Origin of the sequence: Eggerthella guodeyinii, assembly GCF_009834925.2 — a bacterium.
Lineage (GTDB): Bacteria > Actinomycetota > Coriobacteriia > Coriobacteriales > Eggerthellaceae > Eggerthella > Eggerthella guodeyinii.
Genome location: NZ_CP063310.1, coordinates 3162594 through 3188709 on the forward strand (window position 1 = coordinate 3162594; position 26116 = coordinate 3188709).

At 65.6% G+C, this 26116-nt stretch carries 32 protein-coding genes; 18 read left to right on the plus strand and 14 right to left on the minus strand.

The genetic code is table 11. The annotated features are described in order from the left end of the window. Positions 1 to 70 precede the first annotated feature (70 nt). From GS424_RS13435 to nrfD (GS424_RS13475), 9 genes are all read right to left on the minus strand, one after another. Positions 71 to 763: a TorD/DmsD family molecular chaperone gene (locus GS424_RS13435; protein WP_160942569.1), complete on the minus strand. Its 693-nt coding sequence runs from the start codon at positions 761 to 763 to the stop codon at positions 71 to 73. Continuing rightward, the gene (locus GS424_RS13440; RefSeq protein ID WP_160942568.1) at positions 753 to 1199 is read right to left on the minus strand and encodes a DUF4405 domain-containing protein; all 447 of its coding nucleotides are present in this window, start codon (positions 1197 to 1199) and stop codon (positions 753 to 755) included. Before GS424_RS13440 ends, GS424_RS13435 begins: the two co-directional genes overlap by 11 nt. Positions 1200 to 1208: 9 nt before the next feature. Further along, entirely contained in the window at positions 1209 to 1565 is a 357-nt protein-coding gene (locus GS424_RS13445) for a hypothetical protein (RefSeq protein WP_160942567.1), read from the minus strand. Positions 1566 to 1623: 58 nt separating this feature from the next. After that, the gene (nrfD, locus tag GS424_RS13450) at positions 1624 to 2850 is read right to left on the minus strand and encodes an NrfD/PsrC family molybdoenzyme membrane anchor subunit (protein WP_160942566.1); all 1227 of its coding nucleotides are present in this window, start codon (positions 2848 to 2850) and stop codon (positions 1624 to 1626) included. A gap of 18 nt (positions 2851 to 2868) precedes the next feature. Beyond that, entirely contained in the window at positions 2869 to 3492 is a 624-nt protein-coding gene (locus GS424_RS13455; RefSeq protein ID WP_160942565.1) for a 4Fe-4S dicluster domain-containing protein, read from the minus strand. Between the two features lie 2 nt (positions 3493 to 3494). Beyond that, complete coding sequence (locus GS424_RS13460; RefSeq protein ID WP_160942564.1) at positions 3495 to 5978, minus strand: molybdopterin-dependent oxidoreductase; 2484 nt, start codon at positions 5976 to 5978, stop codon at positions 3495 to 3497. 229 nt (positions 5979 to 6207) lie between these two features. Beyond that, complete coding sequence (locus GS424_RS13465; RefSeq protein ID WP_160942563.1) at positions 6208 to 7155, minus strand: slipin family protein; 948 nt, start codon at positions 7153 to 7155, stop codon at positions 6208 to 6210. Positions 7156 to 7174: 19 nt separating this feature from the next. Beyond that, positions 7175 to 7573, minus strand: a complete 399-nt coding sequence (locus GS424_RS13470; RefSeq protein ID WP_244977556.1) for a GntR family transcriptional regulator — start codon at positions 7571 to 7573, stop codon at positions 7175 to 7177. A 43-nt stretch (positions 7574 to 7616) separates the two neighbouring features. Next, a complete protein-coding gene (nrfD, locus tag GS424_RS13475) occupies positions 7617 to 8540 on the minus strand; it encodes an NrfD/PsrC family molybdoenzyme membrane anchor subunit (protein WP_160942562.1) in 924 nt (307 codons plus the stop codon). Between the two features lie 226 nt (positions 8541 to 8766). On the opposite strand from nrfD (GS424_RS13475), the gene GS424_RS13480 reads away from it, so the two are divergent. The 4 genes from GS424_RS13480 to GS424_RS13495 all read left to right on the plus strand — a co-directional run bounded on the left by GS424_RS13480 (position 8767) and on the right by GS424_RS13495 (position 11467). Continuing rightward, positions 8767 to 9234, plus strand: coding sequence for a GyrI-like domain-containing protein (locus GS424_RS13480; RefSeq protein WP_160942561.1), 468 nt, complete (start codon positions 8767 to 8769; stop codon positions 9232 to 9234). 111 nt (positions 9235 to 9345) lie between these two features. Then, positions 9346 to 9810 carry a zinc ribbon domain-containing protein gene (locus tag GS424_RS13485; protein WP_160942560.1) on the plus strand — a complete coding sequence of 155 codons (465 nt, stop codon included), beginning with the start codon at positions 9346 to 9348 and terminating at the stop codon, positions 9808 to 9810. 35 nt (positions 9811 to 9845) lie between these two features. After that, positions 9846 to 10556 (plus strand): GyrI-like domain-containing protein, encoded by a 711-nt coding sequence (locus GS424_RS13490; protein ID WP_160942559.1) that lies wholly within the window; start codon positions 9846 to 9848, stop codon positions 10554 to 10556. Further along, complete coding sequence (locus GS424_RS13495) at positions 10553 to 11467, plus strand: SPL family radical SAM protein (RefSeq protein WP_160942558.1); 915 nt, start codon at positions 10553 to 10555, stop codon at positions 11465 to 11467. Before GS424_RS13490 ends, GS424_RS13495 begins: the two co-directional genes overlap by 4 nt. Here GS424_RS13495 and GS424_RS13500 read toward each other — a convergent pair. Together GS424_RS13500 and GS424_RS13505 are read right to left on the minus strand one after the other, a co-directional pair. Further along, on the minus strand, positions 11464 to 12033 hold the full coding sequence (locus GS424_RS13500; RefSeq protein WP_160942557.1) for a CDP-alcohol phosphatidyltransferase family protein: 570 nt from the start codon (positions 12031 to 12033) through the stop codon (positions 11464 to 11466). The genes GS424_RS13495 and GS424_RS13500 overlap by 4 nt on opposite strands. Before the next feature lie 70 nt (positions 12034 to 12103). Then, positions 12104 to 12538 (minus strand): YjdF family protein, encoded by a 435-nt coding sequence (locus tag GS424_RS13505; protein ID WP_160942556.1) that lies wholly within the window; start codon positions 12536 to 12538, stop codon positions 12104 to 12106. A gap of 292 nt (positions 12539 to 12830) precedes the next feature. On the opposite strand from GS424_RS13505, the gene GS424_RS13510 reads away from it, so the two are divergent. Then, positions 12831 to 13268, plus strand: coding sequence for a LytTR family DNA-binding domain-containing protein (locus GS424_RS13510; RefSeq protein ID WP_160942555.1), 438 nt, complete (start codon positions 12831 to 12833; stop codon positions 13266 to 13268). Positions 13269 to 13300: 32 nt separating this feature from the next. Continuing rightward, complete coding sequence (locus GS424_RS13515; protein ID WP_160942554.1) at positions 13301 to 13741, plus strand: DUF3021 family protein; 441 nt, start codon at positions 13301 to 13303, stop codon at positions 13739 to 13741. Between the two features lie 24 nt (positions 13742 to 13765). Here GS424_RS13515 and GS424_RS13520 read toward each other — a convergent pair whose 3' ends face one another. Then, positions 13766 to 14194: a pyridoxamine 5'-phosphate oxidase family protein gene (locus tag GS424_RS13520; protein ID WP_160942553.1), complete on the minus strand. Its 429-nt coding sequence runs from the start codon at positions 14192 to 14194 to the stop codon at positions 13766 to 13768. After that, a complete protein-coding gene (locus GS424_RS13525) occupies positions 14191 to 14631 on the minus strand; it encodes a DUF3788 domain-containing protein (RefSeq protein ID WP_160942552.1) in 441 nt (146 codons plus the stop codon). Before GS424_RS13525 ends, GS424_RS13520 begins: the two co-directional genes overlap by 4 nt. Positions 14632 to 15396: 765 nt before the next feature. Between GS424_RS13525 and rsxC the strand changes: the two genes are divergently transcribed. The 12 genes from rsxC (at position 15397) to GS424_RS13585 (ending at position 24679) form a co-directional block, all read left to right on the plus strand. Further along, positions 15397 to 16725, plus strand: coding sequence for an electron transport complex subunit RsxC (gene rsxC, locus GS424_RS13530; RefSeq protein WP_160942551.1), 1329 nt, complete (start codon positions 15397 to 15399; stop codon positions 16723 to 16725). Beyond that, complete coding sequence (locus GS424_RS13535; RefSeq protein WP_160942550.1) at positions 16726 to 17712, plus strand: RnfABCDGE type electron transport complex subunit D; 987 nt, start codon at positions 16726 to 16728, stop codon at positions 17710 to 17712. Then, positions 17709 to 18305, plus strand: coding sequence for an RnfABCDGE type electron transport complex subunit G (locus GS424_RS13540; RefSeq protein ID WP_160942549.1), 597 nt, complete (start codon positions 17709 to 17711; stop codon positions 18303 to 18305). Before GS424_RS13535 ends, GS424_RS13540 begins: the two co-directional genes overlap by 4 nt. Then, a complete protein-coding gene (gene rsxE / locus GS424_RS13545; RefSeq protein WP_244977557.1) occupies positions 18302 to 19012 on the plus strand; it encodes an electron transport complex subunit RsxE in 711 nt (236 codons plus the stop codon). The genes GS424_RS13540 and rsxE overlap by 4 nt, the downstream gene beginning before the upstream one ends. After that, positions 19012 to 19605: an electron transport complex protein RnfA gene (locus GS424_RS13550; protein ID WP_154333629.1), complete on the plus strand. Its 594-nt coding sequence runs from the start codon at positions 19012 to 19014 to the stop codon at positions 19603 to 19605. Before rsxE ends, GS424_RS13550 begins: the two co-directional genes overlap by 1 nt. A 15-nt stretch (positions 19606 to 19620) precedes the next feature. Continuing rightward, positions 19621 to 20424 carry an RnfABCDGE type electron transport complex subunit B gene (locus GS424_RS13555; protein WP_160942548.1) on the plus strand — a complete coding sequence of 268 codons (804 nt, stop codon included), beginning with the start codon at positions 19621 to 19623 and terminating at the stop codon, positions 20422 to 20424. Positions 20425 to 20442: 18 nt separating this feature from the next. After that, on the plus strand, positions 20443 to 21603 hold the full coding sequence (locus tag GS424_RS13560; protein ID WP_160942547.1) for an FAD:protein FMN transferase: 1161 nt from the start codon (positions 20443 to 20445) through the stop codon (positions 21601 to 21603). Beyond that, positions 21600 to 22001: a NusG domain II-containing protein gene (locus tag GS424_RS13565; RefSeq protein ID WP_160942546.1), complete on the plus strand. Its 402-nt coding sequence runs from the start codon at positions 21600 to 21602 to the stop codon at positions 21999 to 22001. Before GS424_RS13560 ends, GS424_RS13565 begins: the two co-directional genes overlap by 4 nt. Beyond that, positions 21976 to 22554 (plus strand): Gx transporter family protein, encoded by a 579-nt coding sequence (locus tag GS424_RS13570; RefSeq protein WP_160942545.1) that lies wholly within the window; start codon positions 21976 to 21978, stop codon positions 22552 to 22554. Before GS424_RS13565 ends, GS424_RS13570 begins: the two co-directional genes overlap by 26 nt. A 174-nt stretch (positions 22555 to 22728) precedes the next feature. Then, a complete protein-coding gene (locus GS424_RS13575) occupies positions 22729 to 23508 on the plus strand; it encodes an SDR family oxidoreductase (protein WP_160942544.1) in 780 nt (259 codons plus the stop codon). A gap of 9 nt (positions 23509 to 23517) precedes the next feature. Beyond that, entirely contained in the window at positions 23518 to 23865 is a 348-nt protein-coding gene (locus tag GS424_RS13580) for a hypothetical protein (protein WP_101723282.1), read from the plus strand. Between the two features lie 25 nt (positions 23866 to 23890). Then, complete coding sequence (locus GS424_RS13585; protein WP_218958861.1) at positions 23891 to 24679, plus strand: aminoglycoside 3'-phosphotransferase; 789 nt, start codon at positions 23891 to 23893, stop codon at positions 24677 to 24679. Between the two features lie 27 nt (positions 24680 to 24706). Here the strand turns inward: GS424_RS13585 and GS424_RS13590 are convergent, their stop codons facing one another. Next, positions 24707 to 26080, minus strand: coding sequence for a winged helix-turn-helix domain-containing protein (locus tag GS424_RS13590; RefSeq protein WP_160942543.1), 1374 nt, complete (start codon positions 26078 to 26080; stop codon positions 24707 to 24709). Positions 26081 to 26116: the final 36 nt, after the last annotated feature.

The following is a 26116-nucleotide window of genomic DNA, read 5'->3' on the forward strand; positions in this document are numbered from 1 at the left end:
AAAATGAGCGCTTTCGTTGGCACGGAGGGTGCGACGGGTATCTTGCGTGCCGAAAAACAAAAGAGAGCCCCTATCGCACGAAAGCTTCGAGCAACATCGCTGCCGAGCGGTAAAACGGCTCGCGGGATTCTGCAACGGCTTTTCGTGCGAATCGCGGCATCCACGTTTGCACATGCTCCGAAAGAAAACGATCGGCGGCACCGGCCCAACCGCCATCAGGCGCCTCAACCCCGCCGGGAGCCGGCACCCCGTCGCGCGCGACCACGGACAGCCATTGCACGAACTCCAGCTCGGTGGCCACGTGATCCAATGGCTCGTTCGTCCCCTCGATGCGCCCTATCCCGCACGATCTCATGAAGCGCTCGACATCCATCGAGTGGGGATTCACGAACAGGAGCGGTTGCACGCCGTCGTCGGCCGCTCGCCAGACGCCCTCGTACGGGCTGACCACAGGCTCAGGGGCGCCGACGAACAGGCGCGTCGTCTCGACGCGGAGCACGTGCAGCAGGGTTTCGGGATCGGAGCCCGCGCAGGCGTCGGCCCCCGCGTCCCAGCCGGCGGGCAGGGCCAGGCCGAGCGCTGTCGCGATCTCGCGTGCAGCTTCGGCCCATTCGCCGGACGAAACGACTGCAACCAGCTCAGGCGTTGGATAGCGGAAAGAGAGCGCGAGCAATTCGCAGGCCGCCGCAAAGGCTTCCCGGCCCTCTTCCACTCCCTCACTCGCGCCCTCCTTCGCGCCCTCGCTCGCGACGTCATTCACCATGGTCTTCCCCTCCCTTTCTCATCAAACCGACCAGCCACTTCCCATGCACGGCCACGTGCACGAGCAGCAGCGCCAACAGCGCTTTCGCTGCTATCGCATGCAGCGGGTCCCAGAAGTAGTACCCGTCGGCGTACAGACCGAACGTCGATAGCACCGCTCCCGACACGCACAGTCCCGACACCATAACCGTGGCGAACGCCGCGAGGGTCAGCACGTCGAGCGCGAGGTTGCCCCGCGCGGCCCAGGACGCGCCCCGGAAGCCGCATAGCACCGACTCCGCCCAGCCAACATGAGCGACGCAATGGACGAAGAACGCGAGCAGCACGCCGAAGCCCAGCCACTCGTGGACACCGATGCCCGTGAGGGCGGGATTGGCGACGATCGGGTACACGACCAGCGCGACGACGTCGATCGCCAGGTTCTTGCGCACGTCCACAGCAACCTCCTAAAGCTTTCGCACGATCAGCACGAGCCCGACGACGAGCGCCACCGGCGCGAGCACCCACAGGTTAAGGCTCGCATCACTCGCCCGGTAATAGCGCGTGGTCAGCGTGTCCCATGCATGGCACTCGACGCTCGCGCACGATGCCTCGGGGCAGCTCATCTCGTGCACACCGTCGGGCGAGGGCACGTCATCGAAGCCGTGGCACTTCCCGCTGGCACATCCTACGGCGGGACACGGGGAATCGGCGCGGATCGGCTGCGGCGCGCCCACTGCATCATCGGCGAGCAAGCCGGCACCGAACACGGCCGCCCCCGCCAAGGCGAACACCAGCAAGGTTATGACGGTTTTCCGCATCATCGCCTTCTCCCATCAGAGGGAAGGCATCCGCACGATCCGGACACCTTCCCCCAGTCGTTTAATGCGAGTTCTCGGTAGGCTTGAGCGGCAGGTACTTGAAGCCCAGCAGCAACAGAAGCGCGCCCAGGCCGATCACGCCGAGTACGACTCCGAACTCGAGCGGCTGCGGCCAGTACACCATGCCCTGGTAGGCATTCGCCAGCGTGCCGGAAGCATCGGTCACCGTGTACGACGTCATAGGGCCGGGGTAGTCGATGTTCGGCAGCTGGAAGCCGCCCACGAGCAGCTGCACGCGCTTGCAGAAGATGCCCACGATAGCCAGCAGCGCGCCCACGACGATCAGCGGGTTGGTGCGCAGCCTCGGCACGAACGCAATCACCGCGGTGATAGCACACCCGACGACCTCGATCCAGAAGAACGGTGCGAGCACGCCTGTCGTGAGCAGGGCAACGACCTCGGCGCCCGAGCCGCCCGGGAAAGCGGAGGTCAACAGATCGCACGCGAAGAAGTACAGATCGACGACCACGAACGCGCCCAGAAGCTTCACCATCTTCACGACATTCTCCTGCGCGAGCTCCATGTAGCCCGCCTTACGTAGGCCGATGATAACGACCAACACGAGCGCCACGCCACACACGAGCGCAGAGGACACGAACCACGGGGCCAAGAGCGCGGTGTGCCAGAACTCGTGAGCCTGCTGTAGCCCGAAGATCCACGCGGTCACCGAGTGTACGAGCACCGCACACACGAGCGCGATGACCGATATTGCCCGCAAGGATCGCTCAGAACCCTTGCCGCCCTCGAAACGGATGGTCGCCCACAGATAAACGATCGACAGGATCAGGTATGTGCCCAACACGATGATGTCCCACATGAGCGGCGAGCCCAGGTTCGAGTAGGCAAACAACTCCCACAGGCGCAGGGGCTGCCCAAGGTCGATGACCACGAACCCGATGGCGAGCACCGTGCAGCAGATCGATGTCCACACGGCCACCTTCGAGATGCCGCCGAACCCCTTCATGCCGAAGGCTCGCGGCACGCTCGAGATGATGAGGCCGCCGGCGGAAAGGCCCACGAAGAACATGAAGCTCGTAATGTAGAGGCCCCACGAATCGAGGTTCCGCATGCCAGTTTGCGCGAGGCCGCCGGAGAGCTGGACAACCCACAGCGCAATCCCGGCAAGGGCAACGACCGCCGCAGCCACTATGCAGATGTTAATCCCCCTGCCCCCGAATTTGGCAGCAGGAGCCTTGACGGCTTGCGCCGCCTGAGTGTTCTCAGACATGTTGTTCTCCTTTTCTGCTCAGACGAGGTAGTAGACGGAAGGATTCGTACCCATCTCGGGAAGCAGCTGCATATGCTCGCGTTCCCGAACAAGCCGCGAAACCTCGGAATCAGGATCATCAAAATCACCGAAGTGACGAGCAAGCCCGGGGCACACTTCCACGCATGCCGGCTCCAGCCCTCTAGCCAGCCGGTGCCAACACATCGTGCACTTCTCGACTACATGCTTCTGATGAGCGGGGACGTCCGCGTCTCCAACAGCATGCTCCATCGAGTACTTCGGCTCCTCCCAGTTGAACGAGCGCACGCCCGTGTACGGGCACGCCGACATGCACATGCGGCAGCCGATGCACTTGCCGTAGTCCTGGCGCACGACGCCCGTCTCCTCGTCCCGGTAGGTGGCGCCCACGGGGCACACCTTCACGCAGGCCGGGTTTTCACAGTGTTGGCAATTTAACGGGAGAAACGACATCCGCACATTAGGAAAAACACCTGCAGGCGTGTCCATGTTTTCCCCGCCAACCGTCAATACACGATTCCAAGCAATATCGTTAGGCACATTGTTCTCCACTTTGCATGAGATAGCGCATCCGTGGCAACCGATGCAGCGTTTCATGTCGATCACTAATCCGTACCTTGTCATGGCTAGCCCTCCCATTTCTCAACGTTGACATGACAATCGGTATACGAATGATTCACGGCAACGGGGTTGTATTCCAAGGGCGTCAGATTATGGAGATTCCCTTCCTTATAGAATTTCTGCTGCCAGCCTTTCGGCCATGTGAGAGAGCCAGGGCGCTGCCCGTCCGACACGACGAGTTTGACAACTCCATAGCCTCGATCGTTGTACACCTTCACATAGTCGCCATTCGTCAGCGAATAGGACTCGGCATCAACCGGATTCATGAACACGACCGGTCCGGGCTCTACTTCGCGAAGCCATTCAACATCGGAATATTGCGAGTGCAGAAGCGCTCGACTTCGTTCTGAGATGAGGGGGAAGGGGTATTTGTCGGCACCTTCAGCCGTAGGCCAAGCCTCTCGGGGCTCCGTGAACGTCGGAAGGCAGTTCTCTTCAAACAAGTCTTCAGGAAGAGGCAGCCCCTGCTGGCTAACCGGATTCTCGCAGTAGAATTCGAATCGCTTGCTCGCTGTTGCTAGGCGCCCCTTATCCACATCGTACGGCTGGTAATCTCGATCTAGGACGCGAACGACTTTCTCCTTCTTGAGCTGGTCGAAATCGACGCCGCCGCCTTGCACGGTCAAGGCTTCCTTCAACAGCTCATCGTCCGACATGTCAAAGTATTGCGGAAAGCCTAACTTCTTTGCAAACTTTCGATATATCTCTTTATCCGGCAGCGACTCATGAAGGGGCTCCGCTGCTTTATCCAGGTACATCATGTACGGAGTCGCCGTCGCAACATGACGCACATCGGTCTGCTCAAAGAAATGCGCAGCCGGCAACACGTAATCAGCCAGGTAGCGCGCCGTATCACTCATAATCCGGTCGACCACAACGATCATTTCCACATTTGGAAGAATTTTATCCCTCCATGTCTGAGGATTCAAAAAGTTGTTATAAGCGTTCATTTGCGTAATCCAGAGAGTCTTCGGGGGAACGAAATCGCCGCCATAGCGATGAAGCTCGCCTTTTTCGATAAGCTCCGGCACATCGAGCAGCGGGATAGAGGGTGCCGTCAAGTTCTTGCCATCAGGGAACATGTACATCGTGTCCACGAGCGTACCCTGAGATGGATCTTGATGATAACAAGCGTTTGTGCCCGATTTGCCGATCTGACCGGTTAGCGCGACTAACGTCGCAAAGGCGTGCCCCATAGAGGGGCCGTTATCGTATCCGTTCGATCCAAATCCAAGAAGATTGCATACGGTTCCACCGTTCACATACAGATCTACCAGTTCGCGAATATCCTCCACAGACACATCGGACAGTTCGGATGCTCGCTCCAAAGTGAATTCTTTCGCACGAGCAGCAAGCATATCGAACGCCGTATCAACAGCAACACCCTCGGCATCCCAATTGCCCGTCAGAGCAGGCTGCACCGCTTCATTGACCGCAACGAACCCCTGCTCGATCTCATCGTACACCGCAGCTGGATCGATGATCGTGGGCTTGCCGGTCCTCGCGTTGACAGGACCCTCCGTCGGAGCGACGCCAAGATCGCTCATTCGCAAGAATTTGCCATTGTCGCGTCGCACGAGGAAGGGAGCTACTGTCGCTTTAAGCACGTAGTCACGATCGAAGTGTCCCTCTTCTATGATCGCATTGATCATGCCCATAATCAAAGCTCCGTCAGAAGCGGGACGAACGGATACGAACTTATCAGCTTTAGCCGCTATGGCCGTGAAATTCGGATCGATCACGACGAGCTTCGCACCGTTGTCCATAGCGTTCGCTATATATCTCCAACGATCCCAAGTCGTAACAGTCAGATTCATGCCCCATACGAAAAACGTATCAGCATTTTGGATATCGGAAGGCTCTGCAATCTTGCCCCATGTGCCGTTACTGCCATACACGCGTGAAATTCCTGGCATACAGCCCAGATCGACGCCGTTGCTGATCGATTGCATCTCGAACGCATTGCGGAATCGCATCGAGCCGAACGACCCGCTCAGAATCGACACGTTGCCGCCATTCGACATAAAGTAGTTCGCTTTGGCACCGTGCTTTTCCCTGGTTTCGAGGAGCTTGTCGCCGATCTCCTCAACAGCCTCATCCCAGGAGATTCGCTCCCACTCGTCATTACCGCGTCCGCCGACTCGTCGCATCGGATACTTGACCCGTTCTTCGGAATAGATCATCTGCGCATGCGAAAGGCCTCGCAAACACGCCCGCTTGTACTCCGGATCAGGAAGATCGGCTGGTCGCGTTTTCACGACCTTTCCATCCCTCACATAAACATCAAGCCTGCAGCCCGTCACGCAACCAACGCGACATGCGTTCTGAACGACAATCTCTTGGTTCCCACCGCTTTGTTCTTCGGCTGCAATTGCATCCAGCGACGGAGCAAGCGCAGAACCGACCGCCGCCGTCCCGGCCACTGCTCCTGTCGTCTTGAGAAAGCTCCTCCGAGTGAGCCCGCCTTGCGGACTGCTTGTTCCCGACATTTCTCCTCCTCAGATCCTGTCGGAATATCCGCCGATGACTTCGCACGCCGTCGCGAAACCGGATGCGAAATCACGCTTTCAGGATATCCCCCTCCGATATCTTCTGAGAATTGGCCAATTCCACTGGTTGCACCATAGCAAGTTATCCTAGGATAATCAACACTTGTCCTAGGATAACTTTGCTTTGTATTATTCTTTTTCAGGAATAGGTCATCAATTCGACGGGGCGCTACGTGCCGATAATTTTACCTATCTCATCAGGGAAAGCGTCGCCGAAGCCCTCGGCGAACGCGCTGGGCACCACCACGGTGCCGCCCGTGTCGCGCACGCTCTCGTACAGCAGATGCATGCGCCTGATCTGCAGGGCGTTCTCGTTGTCGTCGTAGGCCTCCCCCACTTCCTTCGCCATCTCGGAAATGGTCTGCTCGGCCTCCATGAGGATGATGCGGGCCTTCTTGCGCTGCTCGGCCTGCGCTTCCAGCGACATCGCCTCTTGCAGCGACTCGGGCACCACGATGTCCCTGATCTCAACCGACAGCACGGAGATGCCCCATTGCGAGGTCTTCTCGTCGAGCACCTGGGTGAGCTCCTTGTCCAGCTGGTTGCGGCGGATGGTGATCTCGGCCACGCTCGACCGCCCGATCGCGTCGCGCAGGGCGGTTTGCGCCGCCAGCTGCACGGCCAGACTGTAGTTGCTGATCTCCATGCACGCCTTCTCGGCATCCCACACCATCCAGTACAGCACGGCGTCGATGTCGAGGGGGATCAGGTCGGCGGTCAGCGTCTCCTTCGCGCCGAACGGCACCGACCTCGTGCGCATGTCCACGCTCAGCGAGCAGTACTCGACGATGGGCAGCGTGAACACGAGGCCCGGCCCCGAGACGCGATTGAGCTTGCCGAACCGCAGCACGACGATCTTCTCCCATTGCTGCGCGATGTGCACCGTCGACGTGACCAGCCACGCGACGGCAAGGGCAACGATCACGCTCACCGCGTCGAGCGTTCCGCAGGCAAGCTGCCACAAGACCAGCACCAGGCCGAACGCGATCACGAACAGCGCCAGGGAGAAGATCAGCGCGCCCGTCTTCGAGGCGACCCGATCGGTTTCGAGCACTTGGGTCTCGGCGACCACCCCCTGGCGATTCCGCTCTCGCGCGCCCGCCTTATCGTTCTTCATCTCGCTTTCCCTCTTTCGCTTAGCTCCGACTCGAACTTCGATCCTTCTCCATTTCGCGCATCTTCTTCTTGATGCGCTTGTTCACATCGTCGAACGACAACCCCATGGCAAGGCAGGCGTCGACGCAATCCTCGATGAGCGTGTCCACCGACTCGAACTTCTCGCTCTTCTCCTCCTCGATCTCGCGCACGATGGCGCCTCGGCCGGGCTTCGAGTCGATGTAGCCCTCGTCGACCAGGCTGATGTACGCCTTGTTCACCGTGTTGAAATTGATGGAGATGTCCGCGGCCAAACCGCGTACGGTGGGCAGCTTCTCCCCCGGCTTGAAGTATCCGGTCGTGATCAGGTACACCATGCGGTTGCGCAGCTGCAGCCAGATGGGAAGATCGCTCTCTTTGTCTACTTCGAACCAAGTCACGTCGCCGCGCCGCATCCCTTCGTCAATTCGCCCGTGCGTCGTTTCATTGTATCCCAAGCACCCGCGTGACGGACGCCGCGATATCGACGGCCATGCCGGCCTCGGAAATGCACCAGCGCAGGAAGAACCCGCCGACCAGCACGAACGCGCTCGCCGCCACGGCGGCGCGCAGAGCGTCCTTCCGGCCGACCACCTCGCAGATCAACGGCACGAGCAGCCCGAGCGCCACCACGAGGCCGAGAAACGGTGCGGCAAGATCGCCCTGCACGAGCCGCTCGGCCGACGCTCGCGCGGTTTCGCCTCCGAGGAACGCCAGGGCCGTGAACAGGGCGAGCACGACGATCTCGCACACGATGACCGCCGCGTCGATCTTCCTCAGGCGCTCCAGCGTGGTCGCGAACGCCTCGCCGGAACCGGTCAGGACGACCGCGCACGTCAGCAGGGCGATGCCGGACGAGAGCGACGACACGACGAACAGCACAGGCAGCAGGGGCGAGGCCCACAACGGCACCGACGGCATGCTCGAGAGGAGCAGGCCCGTGTACGCCATCACCGCGACCGCGACGACGGCGATCAGGGGGCGGTCGACCAGCATGAGCGCCTTCGGCAAAGACGCGCAGCCGAACGCCCACACGGCTGCCGGCACCGCGGCGAGCGCGATCAGCGCGAGCAACGCGAACGCGCCCACCGAGATGAAAGAGAGCGTGGGCTGAAAGAGCACGGCCAGCACCCGCTCGCCGCGCCCGAGATCGAGCAGCAGGCAGAGCATGCCCAGGGCGATGGCGGCGATGCCCGTCAGGTAGGCCGGCCCGAAGAACCGCCGGTACGACCCTGGGGGCACGAAGCGACCGGCACGATCGGCGGCGACCGCCTGCGGGGAGAGACGCTCGAGGATCGCGACGACGAGCAGGAGCCCGGCGCCCGCCCCGCCCAGGAACAAGTACCACACCACCAAATCTCCCAGCATCCTCGTCCCCGTCCCCGTTCGTCCGTTCGTCCCCATGCCTCGCGACGCCGCACCGCTATTCTAGGCGATGCGGCGGCAATCGCAAAGAGCGCGGCAGGGCACCGGCAACGCTCGAGCTCGCTGTTATGATTTCCCCAACTTTCTCGCAGAAGCGGACACGCCCTGTCCGGTTCGGTTCGGTATCGTGCCCCTTGTCAACATTCACCGCTTCGAAAGGATCCGAACCATGAACTACGAAATCGTCGAGCTTCCCGCGCGCACCGTCGTCGGCCCCACCATCCGCACGTCCAACAACTCCCCCGAGGAGATCAGCGCCATCGGCCAGCTCTGGGGGCGCTTCATGGGCGAGGGCATGGACCGCACCATCCCCGAGACGCGCGTCGAGCCCTACGGTTGCTTCGGGCTGTACTACGACTACGACATGGGCGACATGAGCTACACGATGCTCGTGGGCTGCGAGACGCCCGCCGCCGCGCCCGAGGGCATGGAAGCCCAGACCATCGCCGCCGGGCGCTATGCGAAGATCGCCATCCGCGGCGGCGACTGCGTGGCAAGCGTCGGCAAGGCCTGGGAGGAGATCTGGGCCGACGAGGAGCTGTGTGCCCAGCGCGCGTTCACCGTGGACTTCGAGGCCTACCTGCCCGGCGACGACATGGCCTGCGCCGACATCGACGTGTACGTGGCCCTGCGCTAGCACCCGCGATGCCCGCGCGCGTCCCGTCGGGCAACCGGCTGTTGCTTGACGGGGCCGCGTGCGCCGTGGTTCCATGAAATCACGTATCGACACCGGGAAAAGGAGCCTTTCATGGCGATCAAGGACACGCTCATCGAGCTCAGGGAGCACCACGGCCTCACGCAAACCGAGATGGCCGAGCGCCTGTTCGTCACGAGGCAAGCCGTGTCGCGCTGGGAGTGCGGCGACACGCAACCGGGCATCGACGTGCTCAAGCTGATCGCCACCACGTTCAACGTGCCCATCGAGAAGCTGCTCGACATGCCCCTGCAGGCCGTGTGCCAAAGCTGCGGCATGCCTCTCGCGGACGCGAGCCTGCTGGGCACGGAAGCGGACGGCTCCCCCAGCGAGCACCACTGCAAGTGGTGCTACGCGGACGGCTCCTACCTGGGCGCATGCACCATGGAGGACATGGTGGACATCTGCGTGGCGAACATGGCCGGACCCGAAGCGCCCTTCACCGAGGACGAGGCGCGCGCCTACCTGGAGGCGCTGCTGCCCACGCTCGAACGCTGGAAGGGCGCCGCGAACAACTGACATTCGACGACCCCTGACGACCGACGGAGGACCTCATGGCTGGCGCGTTCAATTTCACGAAGGAATACAAAGACCTCTACCTGCCGCGGACGGCGCCCGCGCTCGTGGACGTGCCGCCCATGAACTTCATCGCGGTGGCCGGCACGGGCAACCCGAACGAGGAGAACGGCTCCTACGCCGACGCGCTGGGGCTGCTGTACGCGTTCTCGTACACCATCAAGATGTCGAAGATGGGCGACTGGCAGCCGCAAGGCTACTTCGACTACGCGGTGCCGCCCCTCGAGGGGCTGTGGTGGACGAGCGACGAAGCCTTCGACGGTCAGCGCATCCTCGACAAAGACGCGTTCTCCTGGATCTCGCTCATCCGCCAGCCCGACTTCGTCACGCCCGAGGTATGCGCGTGGGCGGCCGACCAGGTGGCCGTCAAGAAGCCCGAGCTCGACCTGGGGCGCGCTCGCTTCGTGCGGTTCGCCGAAGGGCCGTGCGCGCAGATCATGCACAAGGGGCCGTACGACGACGAGCCGGCCACCATCGCATGCATGGAGGAGTTCATCGCCTCGTCCGGCCTCGTCGACGACATCGGGAACCCGCCGAGCGCCGCGGCCATGATGGACGCGCTCGACGCGTGCGGCGGCGTGCCCGCGGTGCGCCTGCACCACGAGATCTACCTGGGCGACCCGCGCCGCACGAAGCCGGAGAACCTCAAGACGGTGATCCGCCATCCCGTGAAGCCCGCGTCCGCATGAGCGACGCCGCGCCAAGCCCCTGCCCCGTCGTGCGCGCGCGGTCGATCCTCCAGAAGGTGCGCACGCACGGAAACGAATGGTTCGGCATCGACTACAACATGAACCTGTACCGGGGCTGCTGCCACGGGTGCATCTACTGCGACAGCCGAAGCGAGTGCTACCGCATCGACGACTTCGACCAGGTGAGCGTCAAGTTCGACGCGCTGGCCATCCTGCGACGCGAGCTGTACCGCCGCCGCACGCGCGGCATCGTGGGCATCGGTGCCATGTCCGACACGTACAACCCGTTCGAGGACGAGCTGCGCTTGACGCGCGGAGCGCTCGAGCTGCTGGAGGAGTTCGGCTTCGGCATGTCGGTGGACACGAAGAGCGCCCTCGTCGCGCGCGACGCGGACCTGCTGAGCGCCATCGGCCGGCAAGGCGGCGCCGTCGCGAAGATCACCGTCACCACGGCCGACGACGGGCTGGCGCGCATCATCGAGCCGCATGCGCCGTCGCCGAGCGAGCGCTTCGCGGCGCTGGCCGAGCTGGCGGGCGCCGGCGTGTTCTGCGGCGTGCTGTTCACGCCGACGCTGCCGTGGGTGACGGACGACGATGACACGATCCGCGGCGTCGTCGAGGGCGCGGCGGCGGCCGGCGCGCGGTTCGTCTTCCACATGACGGGCGTCACGATGCGCGACCGCCAGCGCGAGCACTTCCTCGACCGCGTGGCCGCCGTCGACCCCGCGCTGCCCGAGCGCTACCGCGCCGCCTATCGCGACCGCTATTTCTGCAACAGCCCCCGCGCAGCCGAGAATCGCGCCCTGTTCCGCACGCTGTGCACGCGGCACGGCCTGCTGTGGCGCATGCCCGACATCATCGCCGCGTACAAGCCCGCCCAACCCCTCGGCGCGCAAACGAGCCTGTTCTAGCGCTTCCGACGGAAGCCGAGGACGCCCTTGACGTTGGGGTCGAGGGCAGGGGCCTTGACGGTGAGGACCAGTTCCTCGAGGGCGGCGAACGTGGCGAGGGCGCACACGACGACCGCGGCGGGCACGGAGCCCGCGAGCGCGAAGAGCACCGGGAGGGCGAACAACGCGAGACCGGCCAGCTTGTTCGCGTAGGTGTGCAGCGCCGCGTACGCGCGGAAACGCGCGTAGCCGACGGCGAGCGCCGCGAGCTTCACGAGCGCGATGGCCGCGATCCACAGCCACACGAACAGGGGAAGCTCGGCCGCCGGCAACAGCGACACGACGAGCGCGAGCGCGAACACCGTGTCGGCCACGCTGTCGAACGAGGCGCCGAACGCGCTCGTCGCGCCAGCACGCCGCGCGATCCACCCGTCGAGCGCGTCGCTCGCCCCGAACGCCGCGTACGCGACGAAGTACGGCGCCGACAGCGGCGCGAGCGCGAGCAGCGCCAACGAGCCGACGAGGCGCATCGCCGTGATGGCGTTCACAAGCACGAGCGCGTATGTGCGGGAGCGGGCGGAGGACATGCCGACAGCTTACCACGCCGTCGGCGCGAGGGGGCTCGCGCCGCGCGCCAGCGGAAGGGGCCGCAGCTCCCTATTTCCCACGGTGCTTGGCTTTGCGCTTTTGCTGCTTGAGGGCGAACCGGCGCTCGTCAGCCGCCTCGCGGGCTTCGCGCGCCGCGGCCCTGCGCTCGGTTTTGTGCGCCTCGTAGCTGGCGCTCATGGCCTGCTGGGCCTTCGTCCCGACGCCCGCGCGTTCGATCTGCTTGCGCGCCTCGCGCTGGCGGCGCTTCGGGTTCGCATGGGCGAGCGCGGCGTCCGCCGCCGGGGACGGATCGGCCGCGAGGTCGAACGGCAGCGCGCTCCAACGTCGCGCGACGAATGCCAAAAGCTCGGTGTCGGTGGGCTCGGTTGCGCCGAACACGACGCGGCACGCACCGTAGCGCCCTTCGTCGGCGTGCTCGAAGATGCCGACCCAGAATTGGCCGTCATGGAGCACGGTCAGCGTGGATGAGGTGATGACCTGCATGATGTTCCTCCTTGTATGTCGTGGTACCGCGCGAAGGACGGACAACCAAGGAGGCAGGTTACTGACGAAGCGGGCGTGAGCGTGCGCGCCCTCGGCTTCGCGCCCGGACTACCGACCGGACCGTGTTTTCACCTTCGCAGGGGCCATGATAGCAAGAGAGGGCGCTGCAATGCAACTGGGAGGCGCTCGCATGCAACTTGAGGGCGCGAGCCTTGTGCGCGTCCGGCGCATTCGGCATACTGACGGCGTTGGTCAACCACCCGTCCCCTCCCCTCCTCCGGAAGGCGCGCCTATGAACGTCACCATCACCGAGAACCCCCGGCTCGCCGATATCGAAGTCACGCTGGCGTGCCCGCGCATCGACGAGCGGGTGCAGCGCATCGTCGCCAGCCTGAGCGCCTTCGACCGCAAGCTCGCCGGCGAGCGCGACGGAGCCACCTACCGGCTCGACATCGACGACGTCTGCTACGCCGAAACGGTAGACGGCCGCACGTTCCTGTACACCGACGAGGCCGTGTACCAGACGCCGCTGCGGCTGTACGAGCTGGAAGACCGGCTGGAGGGCACCGAGTTCGTGCGCGCGTCGAAGCAGCTGCTGGCGAACTTCGACCACGTGAAGGCCATCCGCCCGGCGATCAACGCGCGGCTGCAGCTGCTGCTCGACAACGGCGAATCGGTGATGGTCTCGCGCCAGTACGCGCCCGCCATCAAGCGCAAGCTCGACCTCTAACGTACCCGCCCGCCTCTGCAAGGGAGCATTCCATGAAATCGTTTCTCAAGCAATTCGTTCTCGGCACCTGCGTCACCTTCACCGTCTTCATGACGCTGAGCCTGCCGATGGCCTACTACTACGCCGGCCTCTCGGGCGCCGACACGCAAGGGCTCACCATCACGCTCACCCTGCTCGTCGCCTGCATCGGCTTCTCCTTCTTGCAGGGCTTCTGGTTCAGCGGCCTCATCCTCAAGAAGCTGGCGTATCCGCTGCGGCTCACCGGGTTCGCCGTCACCGGCGCGGGCATGCTGTTCGCCTGCGGCTGGTTCGGCAACTGGTTCCCCCGCGAAATCGAGGTGATCGTGTCGTTCTTCATCACCTTCCTCGCCATCTTCGCCCTGGCCACCATCGGGTACGGCATCTACTTCAAGAGGACGGCCGGCAGCTACGACGCAGCCCTCGCCCGCTACCGCGAGCAGCACCGCCGGTAGCTCCCGCGGCACCTGCCCGGCGGATCACGCAACCGGCACGACGAAGTCCTCGGATCCGAAGTTCTGGTAGTAGCGACCCCGCTCGGCCGTGAAGCGCAGCACGCAGTAATCGGGGTCGGTGACGCCGAGGGGGTAGTACGTCTCGTCGCCTTCCTGCCAGATCAGCTCCTTGGCATCGGCGTCCTCCAGCACTTCCATCGCGCCCTTGAGCATGACGCCGCGGAAGAACCGGCGATCCAAGAAGTAGATGCAAGCCTGCGGATGCGCACGGTAATGTCGCACGCGCATGGACGAGGTGTTCGTGGTGAAGTAGAACACGCGGACGCCCTCGCGCTTGCGCGGCGGCAGCATCGCCTTGATCTCGGGATAGCCGTCCTCGTCCATCGACCCGACGAACGACGCGTTCTGGTGGTCGACGAGGTTGCCGATGGTCTGCTCGGGGTCGCGCATCATGAACGAACTCCTTTCGGCGCGGCGCGCAGGAGCATGAGCGCCTCGGCGTCGCGCAAGATGGCATCGCTGGTCACTTCGATCATGAGCCACCGGCCCATGCTGCTGTCGGCCGAGCGCTCGTACAGCGCGCGCACGTACGGGTCGGCCCGGCGCATGAGCGCCTCGGCCTCGTCCTTCTCCTTCGAACCCACCGACACCATGCAGATGAAGAAGCCGTCGTGCGGGTACACCGTGCACAGCGCGCGGCTGCGCGCCTTGTACTTCACGTTCCAGCCGGGAGCACCGCCGCATCGGCTGTACTCGATGCGCGGTTGCGCGCCGTACGTCTCGTCGACGAACGCGGTGAACGCGCCCCACAGGGGGTTGGCGATGTGAGCGGCGACGTCGTCCATCGTCGGCTCGCGATCCGCGGGAAACAGCTCGTGCCAGGCGGTCATGGGCATCCTCCAGAGGTCGGGGGTGGATAGGGAGAGTATAGCACGATGGTATGGTATCTGATCGGGAATTTGAGAACGGATGTTTTGATCTATCGTTTGACGCATTCGACGCATGCCGCCTCGGGGTTGCGCCTGCCCCTTCCTCCGAGCCTCCGCCGAGAGCGTCCGCCGTTATCGGGAGAACGACGATTCGTGCCGATGGCGGCGCGGCGCGGCACGCGAATCGCCGAGTTCTAACCAGTTTTTTCGTTTTGCGTACGCTCAAGGGGGCTTGCTGCCCCGCAGCGGTCGAACGCGAATCGCGCGACCTGCGGAAACGTAAAAACGCTTTCGGAAATCGACGTCCAAGGGCGCTTCGAAGCGCCGAATCGCACGCAAAACGAAAAAATTGGTTAGCATGAGCGGATTCGCACGCCCGACCGCCATCGGCACGAACCGGGTCGCATCGAGGGCTGGGGCTTGGGAGGGGCTTGCGGACAGCCTGTTCGCAAGGGGAGCGCGCCGATGGCCGCGCGGAGAAAGGCGGCGCCGTCCACCGGGGAAATGCGCACAACCGTGCTTCGCCTGCGCCTTTGGCGCGCGACGTGGTTTCCCTTCACCGACGATTCCTGGCATCCGATGACCCGCTCACGTAGGATGGCCAGCATCTCAAAGCAACAAGTTGGGCGCTTCACCTCACCCCGCAGCGGCCGGGTGACGCTCGACCCTATCCGCACACCGACCGACCACGCCAGCCAACGCACTTCGGGGGGAGTGAACTTGCCGATGAACGCCACAACCTTGCTCTCGCGGTTCCGCCGCATGCGGGGCGCCGCCGTCCCCCACCACAAGGAGACGGCGGATTTCGAGACGACCGTCATGCCGCTACCGCGCGAGATCGTGCTGCCCATGCAGCAGCACATCGGCGCACTGTGCGAGCCGGTGGTGAAGAAGGGCGACCACGTTGACGTGGGCACCCTCGTCGGGCACGCGCCGCGCGGCCTGTCCGCCGACATCTTCTCCGGCGTCTCGGGCACCGTCAAAGCCATCCAGCCGGTGTTCTACTCCACCGGCAAAACCGACACCACCGTGGTCATCGAGGCCGACGGAGCGCAGACCGTCTCGCCCGATATCGCGCCGCCGAACGTCATCGATCGGGACACGCTGCTCGAGGCCATGAAGAAGAGCGGCATCGTGGGTTTGGGCGGCGCGGGCTTCCCCACCGACGTGAAGCTGGCGCCGCCCAACCTGGACGAGATCGACACATGGCTCGTGAACGCCACCGAGTGCGAGCCGTACCTGTCCACCGACTTCCGCGAGATGATGGAGCACGCCGACTCGCTGCTGCACGGCATCCGCGCCTGCCTCAAGCTGCTGGGCGTGCCGCAGGCCATCATCTGCATCGAGGACGACAAGCCCCAGGCCATCGACTACATGCGCGCCCGCACATCGGCCGACGACAACATCGAGGTGCGCGCGCTTCCCGGCATGTACCCCCAGGGCGCCGAGAACGTGCTGGTGTACAACGTCACCGGCCGCGTGGTGCCGCGCGGCAAGCGCCAGACCGACGTGGGCGTCATGCTGTTCAACGTCACCACCATGTCCATGATCGGGCATTTCCTGCGCACGGGCATGCCGCTCATCAAGCGCCGCGTCACCGTGACGGGCGATGCCGTGGCCCGTCCGCAGAACGTGGAGGTGGTCATCGGCACGCGCATCCGCGACATCGTCGATTACTGCGGGCTGGCCAAGGAGCCGCACAAGATCATCGTGGGCGGCCCCATGATGGGCAACGCGCAGATCGACCTCGACTACCCGCTCGTCCGCCAAAACGGCGGCCTGCTCGTGTTCAGCGAAGAGGCCATGGAGCAACCGGTCACCACCGCCTGCATCCGCTGCGGGCGCTGCACGAACTCGTGCCCCATGCAGCTGTCGCCCATCGCCATCAAGAAGGCGTACACGACGCAGGACGCGGACAAGCTGGACAAGCTCATGGCGGACCTCTGCATGGGCTGCGGCACCTGCTCGTACGTGTGCCCGGCCAAGCAGCCGCTCGCCCAGACGAGCAAGCTGGCACGCGACTTCATGCGCGCCGAGATGGCGAGGAGGGGCTAGATGGAACCTACGGAGAAACGACCGCTCATCCTCTCGACGGCGCCGCACGTGTTCGACGGCATCACCACGCAGAAGGTGATGCTGAACGTACTGATTGCGCTCGTGCCCACGCTGATCGCCTCGTTCGTGATCTTCGGCTGGCAGGCGTTGCTGGTGACCGCCGTCACGACGCTCGCCTGCGTGCTGTTCGAATACCTGTGGTGCCGGCTGCGCAAGACCCCCCAGACGGTGGGCGACCTGTCCGCCGTGGTCACCGGCCTGCTGCTGGCGTTTAACCTGCCCTCCACCATCCCGCTGTACATGGCGGTGATCGGCTCGTTCGTGGCCATCGTCGTGGTGAAGGAGCTGTTCGGCGGCATCGGGCGCAACTTCGCGAACCCGGCCATCGTGGCCCGCATCGTGCTGTCGGTATCGTTCACCGCGGCCATGACGAACTACGCGGCGCCGCAGGGCTTCCTGCCCGGCGCGGCCGCCGTCGACGCCGTGAGCTCGGCCACCCCGCTGGCCCCGGGCGCCGCGCAGCTGCCGTTCATGGACCTGCTGTTCGGCGTGCATCCCGGCGTGCTGGGCGAGACGTGCGGCGCGGCCATCCTGCTGGGCCTCATCTGGCTGTTGGCCACGCGCACCATCACGTTCACCATCCCGGGCGTGTACGTGGGCACGGTGATCGTGCTCAGCCTGCTCACCGGCCACGACGTGTCTACCCAGGTGTTCTCGGGCGGCCTGCTTTTGGGCGCCGTATTCATGGCCACCGACTACGTGGGGTCGCCCACGTCGTTCAAGGGGCAGCTCATCTTCGGCGTCGGGCTGGGGCTCATCACGTGCCTCATCCGCTTCTGGGGCAACATGAACGAGGGCGTGGCGTACTCCATCCTGCTCATGAACCTCGTGGTGCCCTACATCGACTCGCTCACGGCCACCACGCCGCTCGGCGGCGCGAAGAAGCGCCGCTTCGCCCGCGCAAGGAAGGAAGGAGGCGAACAATGACCGCTACCGCATCCGCCGAAAAGGCCTCCCTGTGGAGCAGCGTCCTGAAGCCGGCCGTCGTCCTCGTGGTGATCTGCACCATCGTGGGATTTCTGCTGGGAACCGTCAACAACCTCACGTTGCCCACCATCATGGCGAACCGTGAGGCGCGCGCCTGGGCCACGTACTCGTCCCTCATCCCCGAGGCGTCCGACTTCGTCGCGCTCGAATGCGACGTGCCCGGCGTGACGGCCTGCATGGAGGCGGCCGACGACCGGGGCTTCGCCATCACCGCGCAGGCGAAGGGGTACTCGAGCCAGGTGCCGATGGCCGTCGCCTTCGACGACGAGGGCGTCATCACGAACGTCATCGGCATGGACAACACCGAGACGCCCGGCCTGGGCACGAAAGTGAAGGACGCCGCGTTCACCGACCAGTTCATCGGGCGCGCCGCCGAGCCGATGACCCTCGACGACATCGACGCCATCACGGGCGCCACCATCTCGTCGAAGGCCGCGCTCGCCGCGCTCAACGAGGCCATCGAAGCCTACCAGACCACGGCTGGCGACGCCTCCGCGCCCACCGCCGCCTCGACGGAGAAGGGAGCCGCATGATGGCAGCCGTCAACGAGAAGCCCTCGGCGCTCTCCGTGTTCAGCAAGGGGCTGCTCATCGAGAACCCCACGCTGCGCCAGATGCTGGGCCTCTGCCCCACCCTCGCCGTCACCACCGCGGTGACGAACGGCATCGGCATGGGCGTGGCCACCACGTTCGTGCTCGTGTGCTCCGGCATCGTCGTGTCGCTGCTGCGCAACATCATCCCCACCACCATGCGCCTACCCGCCTTCATCACCGTCATCGCCGGGTTCGTGACGCTCACGATGATGATCATCGAGGCGTACCTCCCCGACCTCAACCAGGCGCTCGGCATCTACCTGCCGCTCATCGTGGTGAACTGCATCGTGCTGGGACGCGCCGAGGTGTTCGCGTCGAAGCACCCGGTGAAGGACGCCGCGCTCGACGGCTTGGGGATGGGCGTGGGCTTCACCATCACGCTGATCCTCATGTCGGCCATCCGCGAGCTGCTGGGCGCAGGCACGCTGCTGGGCTTTCCCATCCTCTTAGGCATCATGGAGCCCATGAGCGTGTTCATCATGCCCCCGGGCGGCTTCGCCGTGCTGGGCGTGCTCATCGCCATCTCGGTGACTATCGAGATGCGCCGCAAGCGCCGCGCGGGCGAGCCCGAAGAGGATGCCATCGCATCGCAGGAAGACGCGTGCGCGTCGTGTCAGATGTGCGACCTGAAGGAGCGTGAGGCATAATGGCCGAGTTCGCCGCGATCCTGTTCAGCATGATCCTCGTCAACAACTACGTGCTGGTGAAGTTTTTGGGCATCTGCCCGTTCCTCGGGGTGTCGAAGAAGCTCGACTCGGCCGTCGGGATGGGCTGCGCCGTGACCGTGGTCATGGTGATCGCCACCGCCGTCACCTGGCCCCTGCAGCAGCTGCTGAACACGCTGGGGCTGGGATACCTCCAAACCATCGCGTTCATCCTCGTCATCGCCGTGCTCGTGCAGATGCTCGAGATCGTCATCAAGCGCTTCTTCCCCGCGCTGCACGAGGCGTTGGGCGTGTACCTGCCGCTCATCACCACGAACTGCGCCGTGCTGGGCGTGACCATCCTCGCCGTGGACGAGGGCTACAACTATCCGCAGGCGCTGGTGTGCGCGCTCGGCGCCGGCTTGGGGTTCTTGCTGGCGATGGTGCTGTTCAGCGGCGTGCGCCGCCGCGTGGACGAGGCCGAACCGCCCAAGGCGTTCAAGGGCATGCCCATCACGTTGATCTCCGCCGCGTTCGTGTCTTTGAGCTTCATGTGCTTCGCCGGCGTGGTGGACAACCTGTTCGGCGTGCTGTAGGAAGGGAGGGGACGAATGGACACCATCGTTTGGACCGTCGTGCTCATGGCCGCCGTCGGCCTCGTCGGGTCGGTGCTGCTGCTGATCGTCTCGAAGAAGCTGGCCATCGGCGAAGACGAGCGCCTCACCTACCTCACGAGCATCCTGCCGGGCGTCAACTGCGGCTCGTGCGGCTACGCCGGCTGCGAGCAGTACGCGAAGGCCATGATGGCGGGCACCCCGCCGAACGCCTGCACGGCCGGCGGCGACCGCGTGGCGGCCGAGCTGGCGGCGTTTCTGGGCGTGGAGTCCACCGGCGTGGTGCAGCGCGAGGCGTTCGTGGCCTGCCAGGGGTCGCTCGACCACATCGACCCGCAGCTCGTGTTCAAGGGCGTGCCCAGCTGCCGCGTGTTCAGCACGCTGTCGTACAGCAGCCTATCGTGCCCGTTCGGGTGCCTCGGGTTCGGCGACTGCGCCCAGGCCTGCCCGTTCGACGCCATCGTCGTGAAGAACGGCGTGGCGCGCATCGACACGGCCGCCTGCACCGGGTGCGGCACCTGCGCGAAGATCTGCCCGCGCGGCATCATCTCGCTGGTGGACCAGGCTTCCGCGCCCACCGCGTCGGTGGTGACGTGCAAGAACACCATGCCGGGCGCGAAGACGCGCAAGGTATGCAGCGTGGGCTGCATCGGCTGCCAGAAGTGCGCGAAGGCATGCCCCACCTCCTCGATCACCGTGGAGAACAACCTCGCGCGCATCGACGCGGCCACGTGCATCGGCTGCGGCACCTGCGTCGAGACGTGCCCGACCCACGCCATCGGCAAGCTCGTGTTCCAATGATGCGATGAAGCGACGCCCATGACGATCATCCTGCGACAGAGCCGCGCCGCGCGCTCGCCCCGCCCGCTCGGGGCCGGGCGAGCGCTGCGCGCTGCGATGGCGTGCGCGCTGGTCGGCGCGGTGGGCATGGGGCTGGCGGCGGGGCTGGTCGGCTGCGCTGCGGGCGGCGGCGTGGCCGAGAACGGGGCCGGCAGCGCGGATGCAGCCACCGCCACGCGCGCGTTCACGGCCATGGACACCGGCATGACCCTCACCGTGCACGCCGCCGACCAGGCGGCGGCCGACGGGGCCGCAGACGCCTGCCAGCAGCGCGTGCGCGAGCTGGACGCGCTGCTGGCGCCCGCCGGCGAGGGCAGCGAGCTTGCGCGGGCGAACGCCGCGGGCGGCGCGCCGGTGGAGGTGTCCGCGTCCGTGGGCGCGCTCGTCGACGAGGCGCTCGACGCGGCGCGCGAGACGGGCGGCGCGTTCGACCCCACCGTGTACCCACTGACGGACGCCTGGGGCTTCACCGACGGCAATCATCGCGTTCCCGCCCCCGACGAGATTGCGGCGCTGCTGGCGCGCGTGGGCTACGGCGCCGTGCAGGTGGACGAGGCGGCGGGCACCATCACGCTGGACGGCGGCGCGCAGATCGACGTGGGAGGCGTGGCCAAGGGCTTCGCCGCCGACGAGCTGTCGGCGCTGCTGCGCGAGCGCGGCGTGGCATCGGCGCTGTTCGACCTCGGCGGCAACGTGACCGCCCTCGGATCGAAGCCCGACGGCAGCCCCTGGAAGGTGGGCATCGCCGACCCGAGCGCCCCCGACCGGCTGGCGGGCGCGCTTTCCGTGCAGGACGCCACCGTGTCCACGTCGGGCGCCTACCAGCGCTTCTTCGACGAGGGCGGCACGCGCTACCACCACCTGCTCGACCCCGCCACCGGCTATCCAGCCGCCTCCGACCTTGCGTCCGTCAGCGCCGTCGGCCCGAACGGGGCGCGCTGCGACGCGCTGTCCACCGCGTGCTACGTGCTGGGCACGGAGGGCGCGCTCGCCCTGTGGCGCGCGGCGGACGGCGAGGACGCGTTCGACCTCGTGCTCGTCGGCAACGACGGGAGCGTGCGCGTCACCGAGGGCGTCGCCGCATCGTTCGAGGCCGCCGAAGGCTACGCCGGCCGCGTGAGCATCGAGGAGCGCCCATGAAGCGCCGCGCGGGAAAAGCCGAGCTGCTGTTCGCCGCCGCCGTGCTGGCCGTGGCCGTCGGCGGGTTCGCGCTGGCGCACGCCGCCGACGCCGCCCATCCCGACGGGCACGCCGTGGCCACCATCGCGCGCGACGGCGCGGTCGTCGACACCATCGACCTCGATGCCGTGGACGAGCCCTACACGCTGCGGCTCGACGACGAACGCGGCGTGAACGTGGTGGCGGTGGAGCCCGGGCGCATCAGGGTCGCCGAGGCCGACTGCCCCGACGAGGTGTGCGTGCGCACGGGCTGGATCGACGGTCCCGCCACGCCCATCGCGTGCGTGCCGCACGGGCTGACCATCACCGTGGCGCGCGAAGGAGGTGCCGCCGATGGCATCGACGCCGTGGCGCGCTAGCGCCGGACGCGCGAGCGCCGCGCCCCCTACGAGCCTGCGCGTCTGCCGCTGCGCGCTGCTGGCGGCGCTCGCGCTCGCGTTGACCGCGCTCGAGTCGCTCATCCCAATCCCGCTGCCCGTGCCGGGCATGAAGCTGGGCGTCGCGAACATCGTGACGGTGGCGGCCGCATTCTGGTTGGGCCCCATCGACGCGGCGGTGGTGCTGGGCGTGCGCATCGTGCTGGCAGCCTTCCTCACCGGCCAGCTGGCCACGCTGCCGTTCAGCCTCGTGGGCGGCGCCTGCGCGCTGGGGGTGACGCTCCTCTTCGTCCGCTTCTCCTCGACGGAGCGCGTGCGGCTCTGCGCCATGGTGGCCGCGACCGCGCACAACATCGGGCAGATCGCCGTGGCCGTCGCGGTCACCGGCACGCCTGAAATCGCATTCTACCTGCCTGTTCTGCTGGTAGCGGGCGTGGTGGCGGGCTTTCTCACCGGCACGGTGGCCACGGCGGTGCTCGGCCGCCTCCCGCATCCGCGCGCAGCGGCCGCGCGCGCTCGACGGGTGCGCGCTTGACCGACGCCGCCGACGGCGAACCGGCCGCCGAGCGGCGGCGCCGAGCATGACGGTTCGCCTACCGCTGGCCTTGAAACCGTCGTGCGAACCGCGCGGAATGCTATGATTTGCACCGTAATAGTATTGCGTATCAATAAGTTTTCCATCGGTTCAGACGGCATGAAAGGACGGCTCATGGGCATCTACGTCATCACCGGCGCCTCGAGCGGCATCGGCGCGAAGACGGCCGAGATCCTGCGCGAACGCGGCCACGAAGTGGTGAACATCGACCTCAACGGCGGCGACATTAACGCCAACCTCGCCACGAAGGAAGGGCGCGCAAGCGCTCTCGCCGAGCTGCACGAGCGCTTCCCCGAGGGCATCGACGCCATGATCTGCAACGCGGGCGTGTCGGGCGGCAAGGTGCCCATCTCGCTCATCATCTCGCTCAACTACTTCGGCGCCACCGAGATGGCGCGCGGCGTGTTCGACCTGCTGGAGAAGAAGGGCGGCAGCTGCGTGGTCACCTCGTCGAACTCCATCGCCCAGGGCGCGGCGCGCATGGACGTGGCCGGCATGCTGAACAACCACGCCGACGAGGACCGCATCCTCGAGCTGGTGAAGGACGTCGATCCCGCTATCGGGCACGTCTACTACGCGTCGACGAAGTACGCGCTGGCCCGCTGGGTGCGGCGCATGAGCCCCGACTGGGGCTCGCGCGGCGTGCGCCTGAACGCCATCGCGCCGGGCAACGTGCGCACCGCCATGACGTCCAACATGCTGCCCGAGCAGCGCGCCGCCATGGAGGCCATCCCCGTTCCCACGCACTTCGGCGAAGAACCGCTCATGGATCCCATCGAGATCGCGAACTCCATGGCGTTCATCGCCAGCCCCGAGGCCAGCGGCATCAACGGGGTGGTCCTGTTCGTGGACGGCGGCACCGACGCCCTGCTCAATTCCGAGAAAGTCTACTAGGAGGCGACCATGGTCATCAACGATTTCGTTTCTGCAATGCAGGGCAAGGACCACGAAGCGCTCGCCGCGTGCTTCGCCGAGGAGTGCCGTCTGTTCGACTACTGCCCCTCCATCGTGAAGCGCCAGAACTCGTTTCTGTACGGCCGCAACGCCATCGAGATGTTCTACCACAACAAGTTCACGTTCGGCGGCTTCGGCATGCTGGACCCCCGCGTGGTCAACGAACGCACGGTGAACTTCTACGCCGACTACAACGGCACCATCATCCACGCCCTCGCCCAGATCGAGAACTGCACCGACGGCTCCTGCAGCCTCGACGACAGCCTGATCCAAGAACTGGTGATTCGACCCGCGTAGGGGCGGTGCGACCGGAGGCCGTTTCGTGAACTTGCAGCCGATATCCATCGACGTCGAGGAATACCCCGCAGCGATGCGCCCGTACCTGAGGGGCGCATCGCTGTACGATAGCAGCTGCTCGCCCGAAGCGCGCGTTATCTTCGTGGATCGGGACGAAGGCCTGTTCCTCAAGACGGGCCCTGCGGTCTTGCTTGACCGCGAGTATGCGATGACCTGCTATGTTCATGAGCTCGGCTGGGCGGCGCGGGTGGTGGAGTACGTCTCGGACGGCGAGCGCAGCTGGCTTCTTACCGAGAAGGTGCCCGGCGACGACTGCGCGGCGGCAACGTATCTCGAGCAGCCTGCGCGCCTGTGCGATGCGCTTGCCGAGCGGCTTGCCCTGTTGCACGCGCTCAATCCCGCCGGATGCCCCGTGCCCGACCATACGCAGCGCTACCTGGAGGTCGTCGAGCGAAACCATCGCGCGAAGCGCTATGACGCGACCCTCTTTCCCGACAATTGGGGCTATGCGGATCCGGACGAAGCGTATGCCGTCGTGGAAGCGAAGCGAAGCCTGCTGCGGACGGACACGCTCCTGCACGGCGACTACTGCCTCCCGAACGTCATCTTCGACCATTGGGAGTTCAGCGGATTCGTCGACCTCGGCAACGGAGGCGTCGGAGACGCCCACGTCGACCTGTTCTGGGGCGCCTGGACCCTGGCGTTCAACCTCAAGACCGACGCCTACCGCCAACGGTTCTTCGACGCATACGGGCGCGACAAAGTGGACGAGGAGAAGCTCCGGCTCGTCGCAGCGTGCGAGGTTTTCGGGTAGGCGGAACGCTGCGCCTCTCGGAACCCCTTACGGGTTGCACACGGAACAGGCGTCGTAACCCTGGGCAAGGGCGTCGGAGCGCGATACCGGGATCTTGCTCTTCTTCAGGTATCGGCAACCGTCGCGGTGGTACTTCTCGCCCGTGTTCGTGATGTACACGGTGTCTCCCCCGCTACCGCCTCCTCCGCTTGCCGCAGCAGCGGCCGCAGCGGCTTCCTGCTCGGCGGCGGCCGCCGCGGCGGCTTCTTCTTCAGCGGCTGCGGCTGCGGCGGCCTCTTCCGCCGCCCGCTGCTCCGCTTCCTCTTGCGCCGCCCTCTCCGCCTGCGCTTTCTCCATCGCCTCGACGTCTTGCGCCACGCTGATGCGCACCGTATGGTCTTCGGCGCCGTCAAAGGAGTAGCTGACGCGCTCGGCCTTGAACAGCACGTCCCCCGCCGCGAGCGACGAGGCGTCCACTTCGAAGACATACGATCCAGCCGGATACGGGAGCGCGTACGTCTTGCCGACGGCGGCCTCGCGCGTATCGCTCACCTTCGCGCCGTCCTTCTGCGTTCCGGTGACGCGCACCTTGACGGACGCGGGCACCTCGCCTTCGCCGTCGGCCTCCACGACGAAGCTCAGCTCGTGCCCCTCAGGTTCTTCGGCCGCCTTCGGTTCCTGCTGCTCAGGTGCGGGATCGGGAGGCTGCTGCACGTCCGCATGGTTGCCCCCGGACGCCGCGCCGCCGGCCATGAGCACGATGCCGAGCAAGACCGAGCACGCACCCATCGCGAGCGTCGCCCTGGGCGCGGCGAGCTTGCGCGAACCCGCGTCCGACGAGCTCTTGCGATCGTGCAGGAACAGCCCGAACGACCCGATGCCGCATGCCACGCCCAGCAGCGCAAACGTGCCCGTGAAACACAGCAGCAAGCCGACGACGGCCAACGCCAGCGGCAGCCATGGCCGCAGCTGCGCAGCAGGCTTCTTCTCGGACGGGAAAGCGACGATGCCGCCTTCGAACGAGCCGGGTTCGTACGGCTCGCTTGAGGCGGCAATCGGCACGGTCGCCGCCGGCTCGGCGGCGGTCGCAGGCGCATCGCCGACCGACGCCGCCGGCTTCTCGCCTTCGGCGGAACGGCCCGCCTCGGTCAAGCGAACCTTTCCGCGCGTCGGATACTCGATCAGCCCTTCGCGATGAAGCTCCGATCGAGCCTTCTCGAAGCGGTTGGAAAAGAGCGTCGTGGCGCTGCCGCCAATGCGGTAGGCTCGCTGCTTGGACGAAAGGCCCAGGCGATTCGCCGTCTCGTGCTCGAACGATTCGAGCGACCGCGCCCGCCCGCTCGCAAGCGCCTCGAGCGCCGCCGGCTTGATCGCCTCGACAGCGGGAATGCTCGCACGCGACAGCTCTTCCGAATCGCCCATATCCATCATCCCTCTCGCCGCACCGAGCGCCGCCCC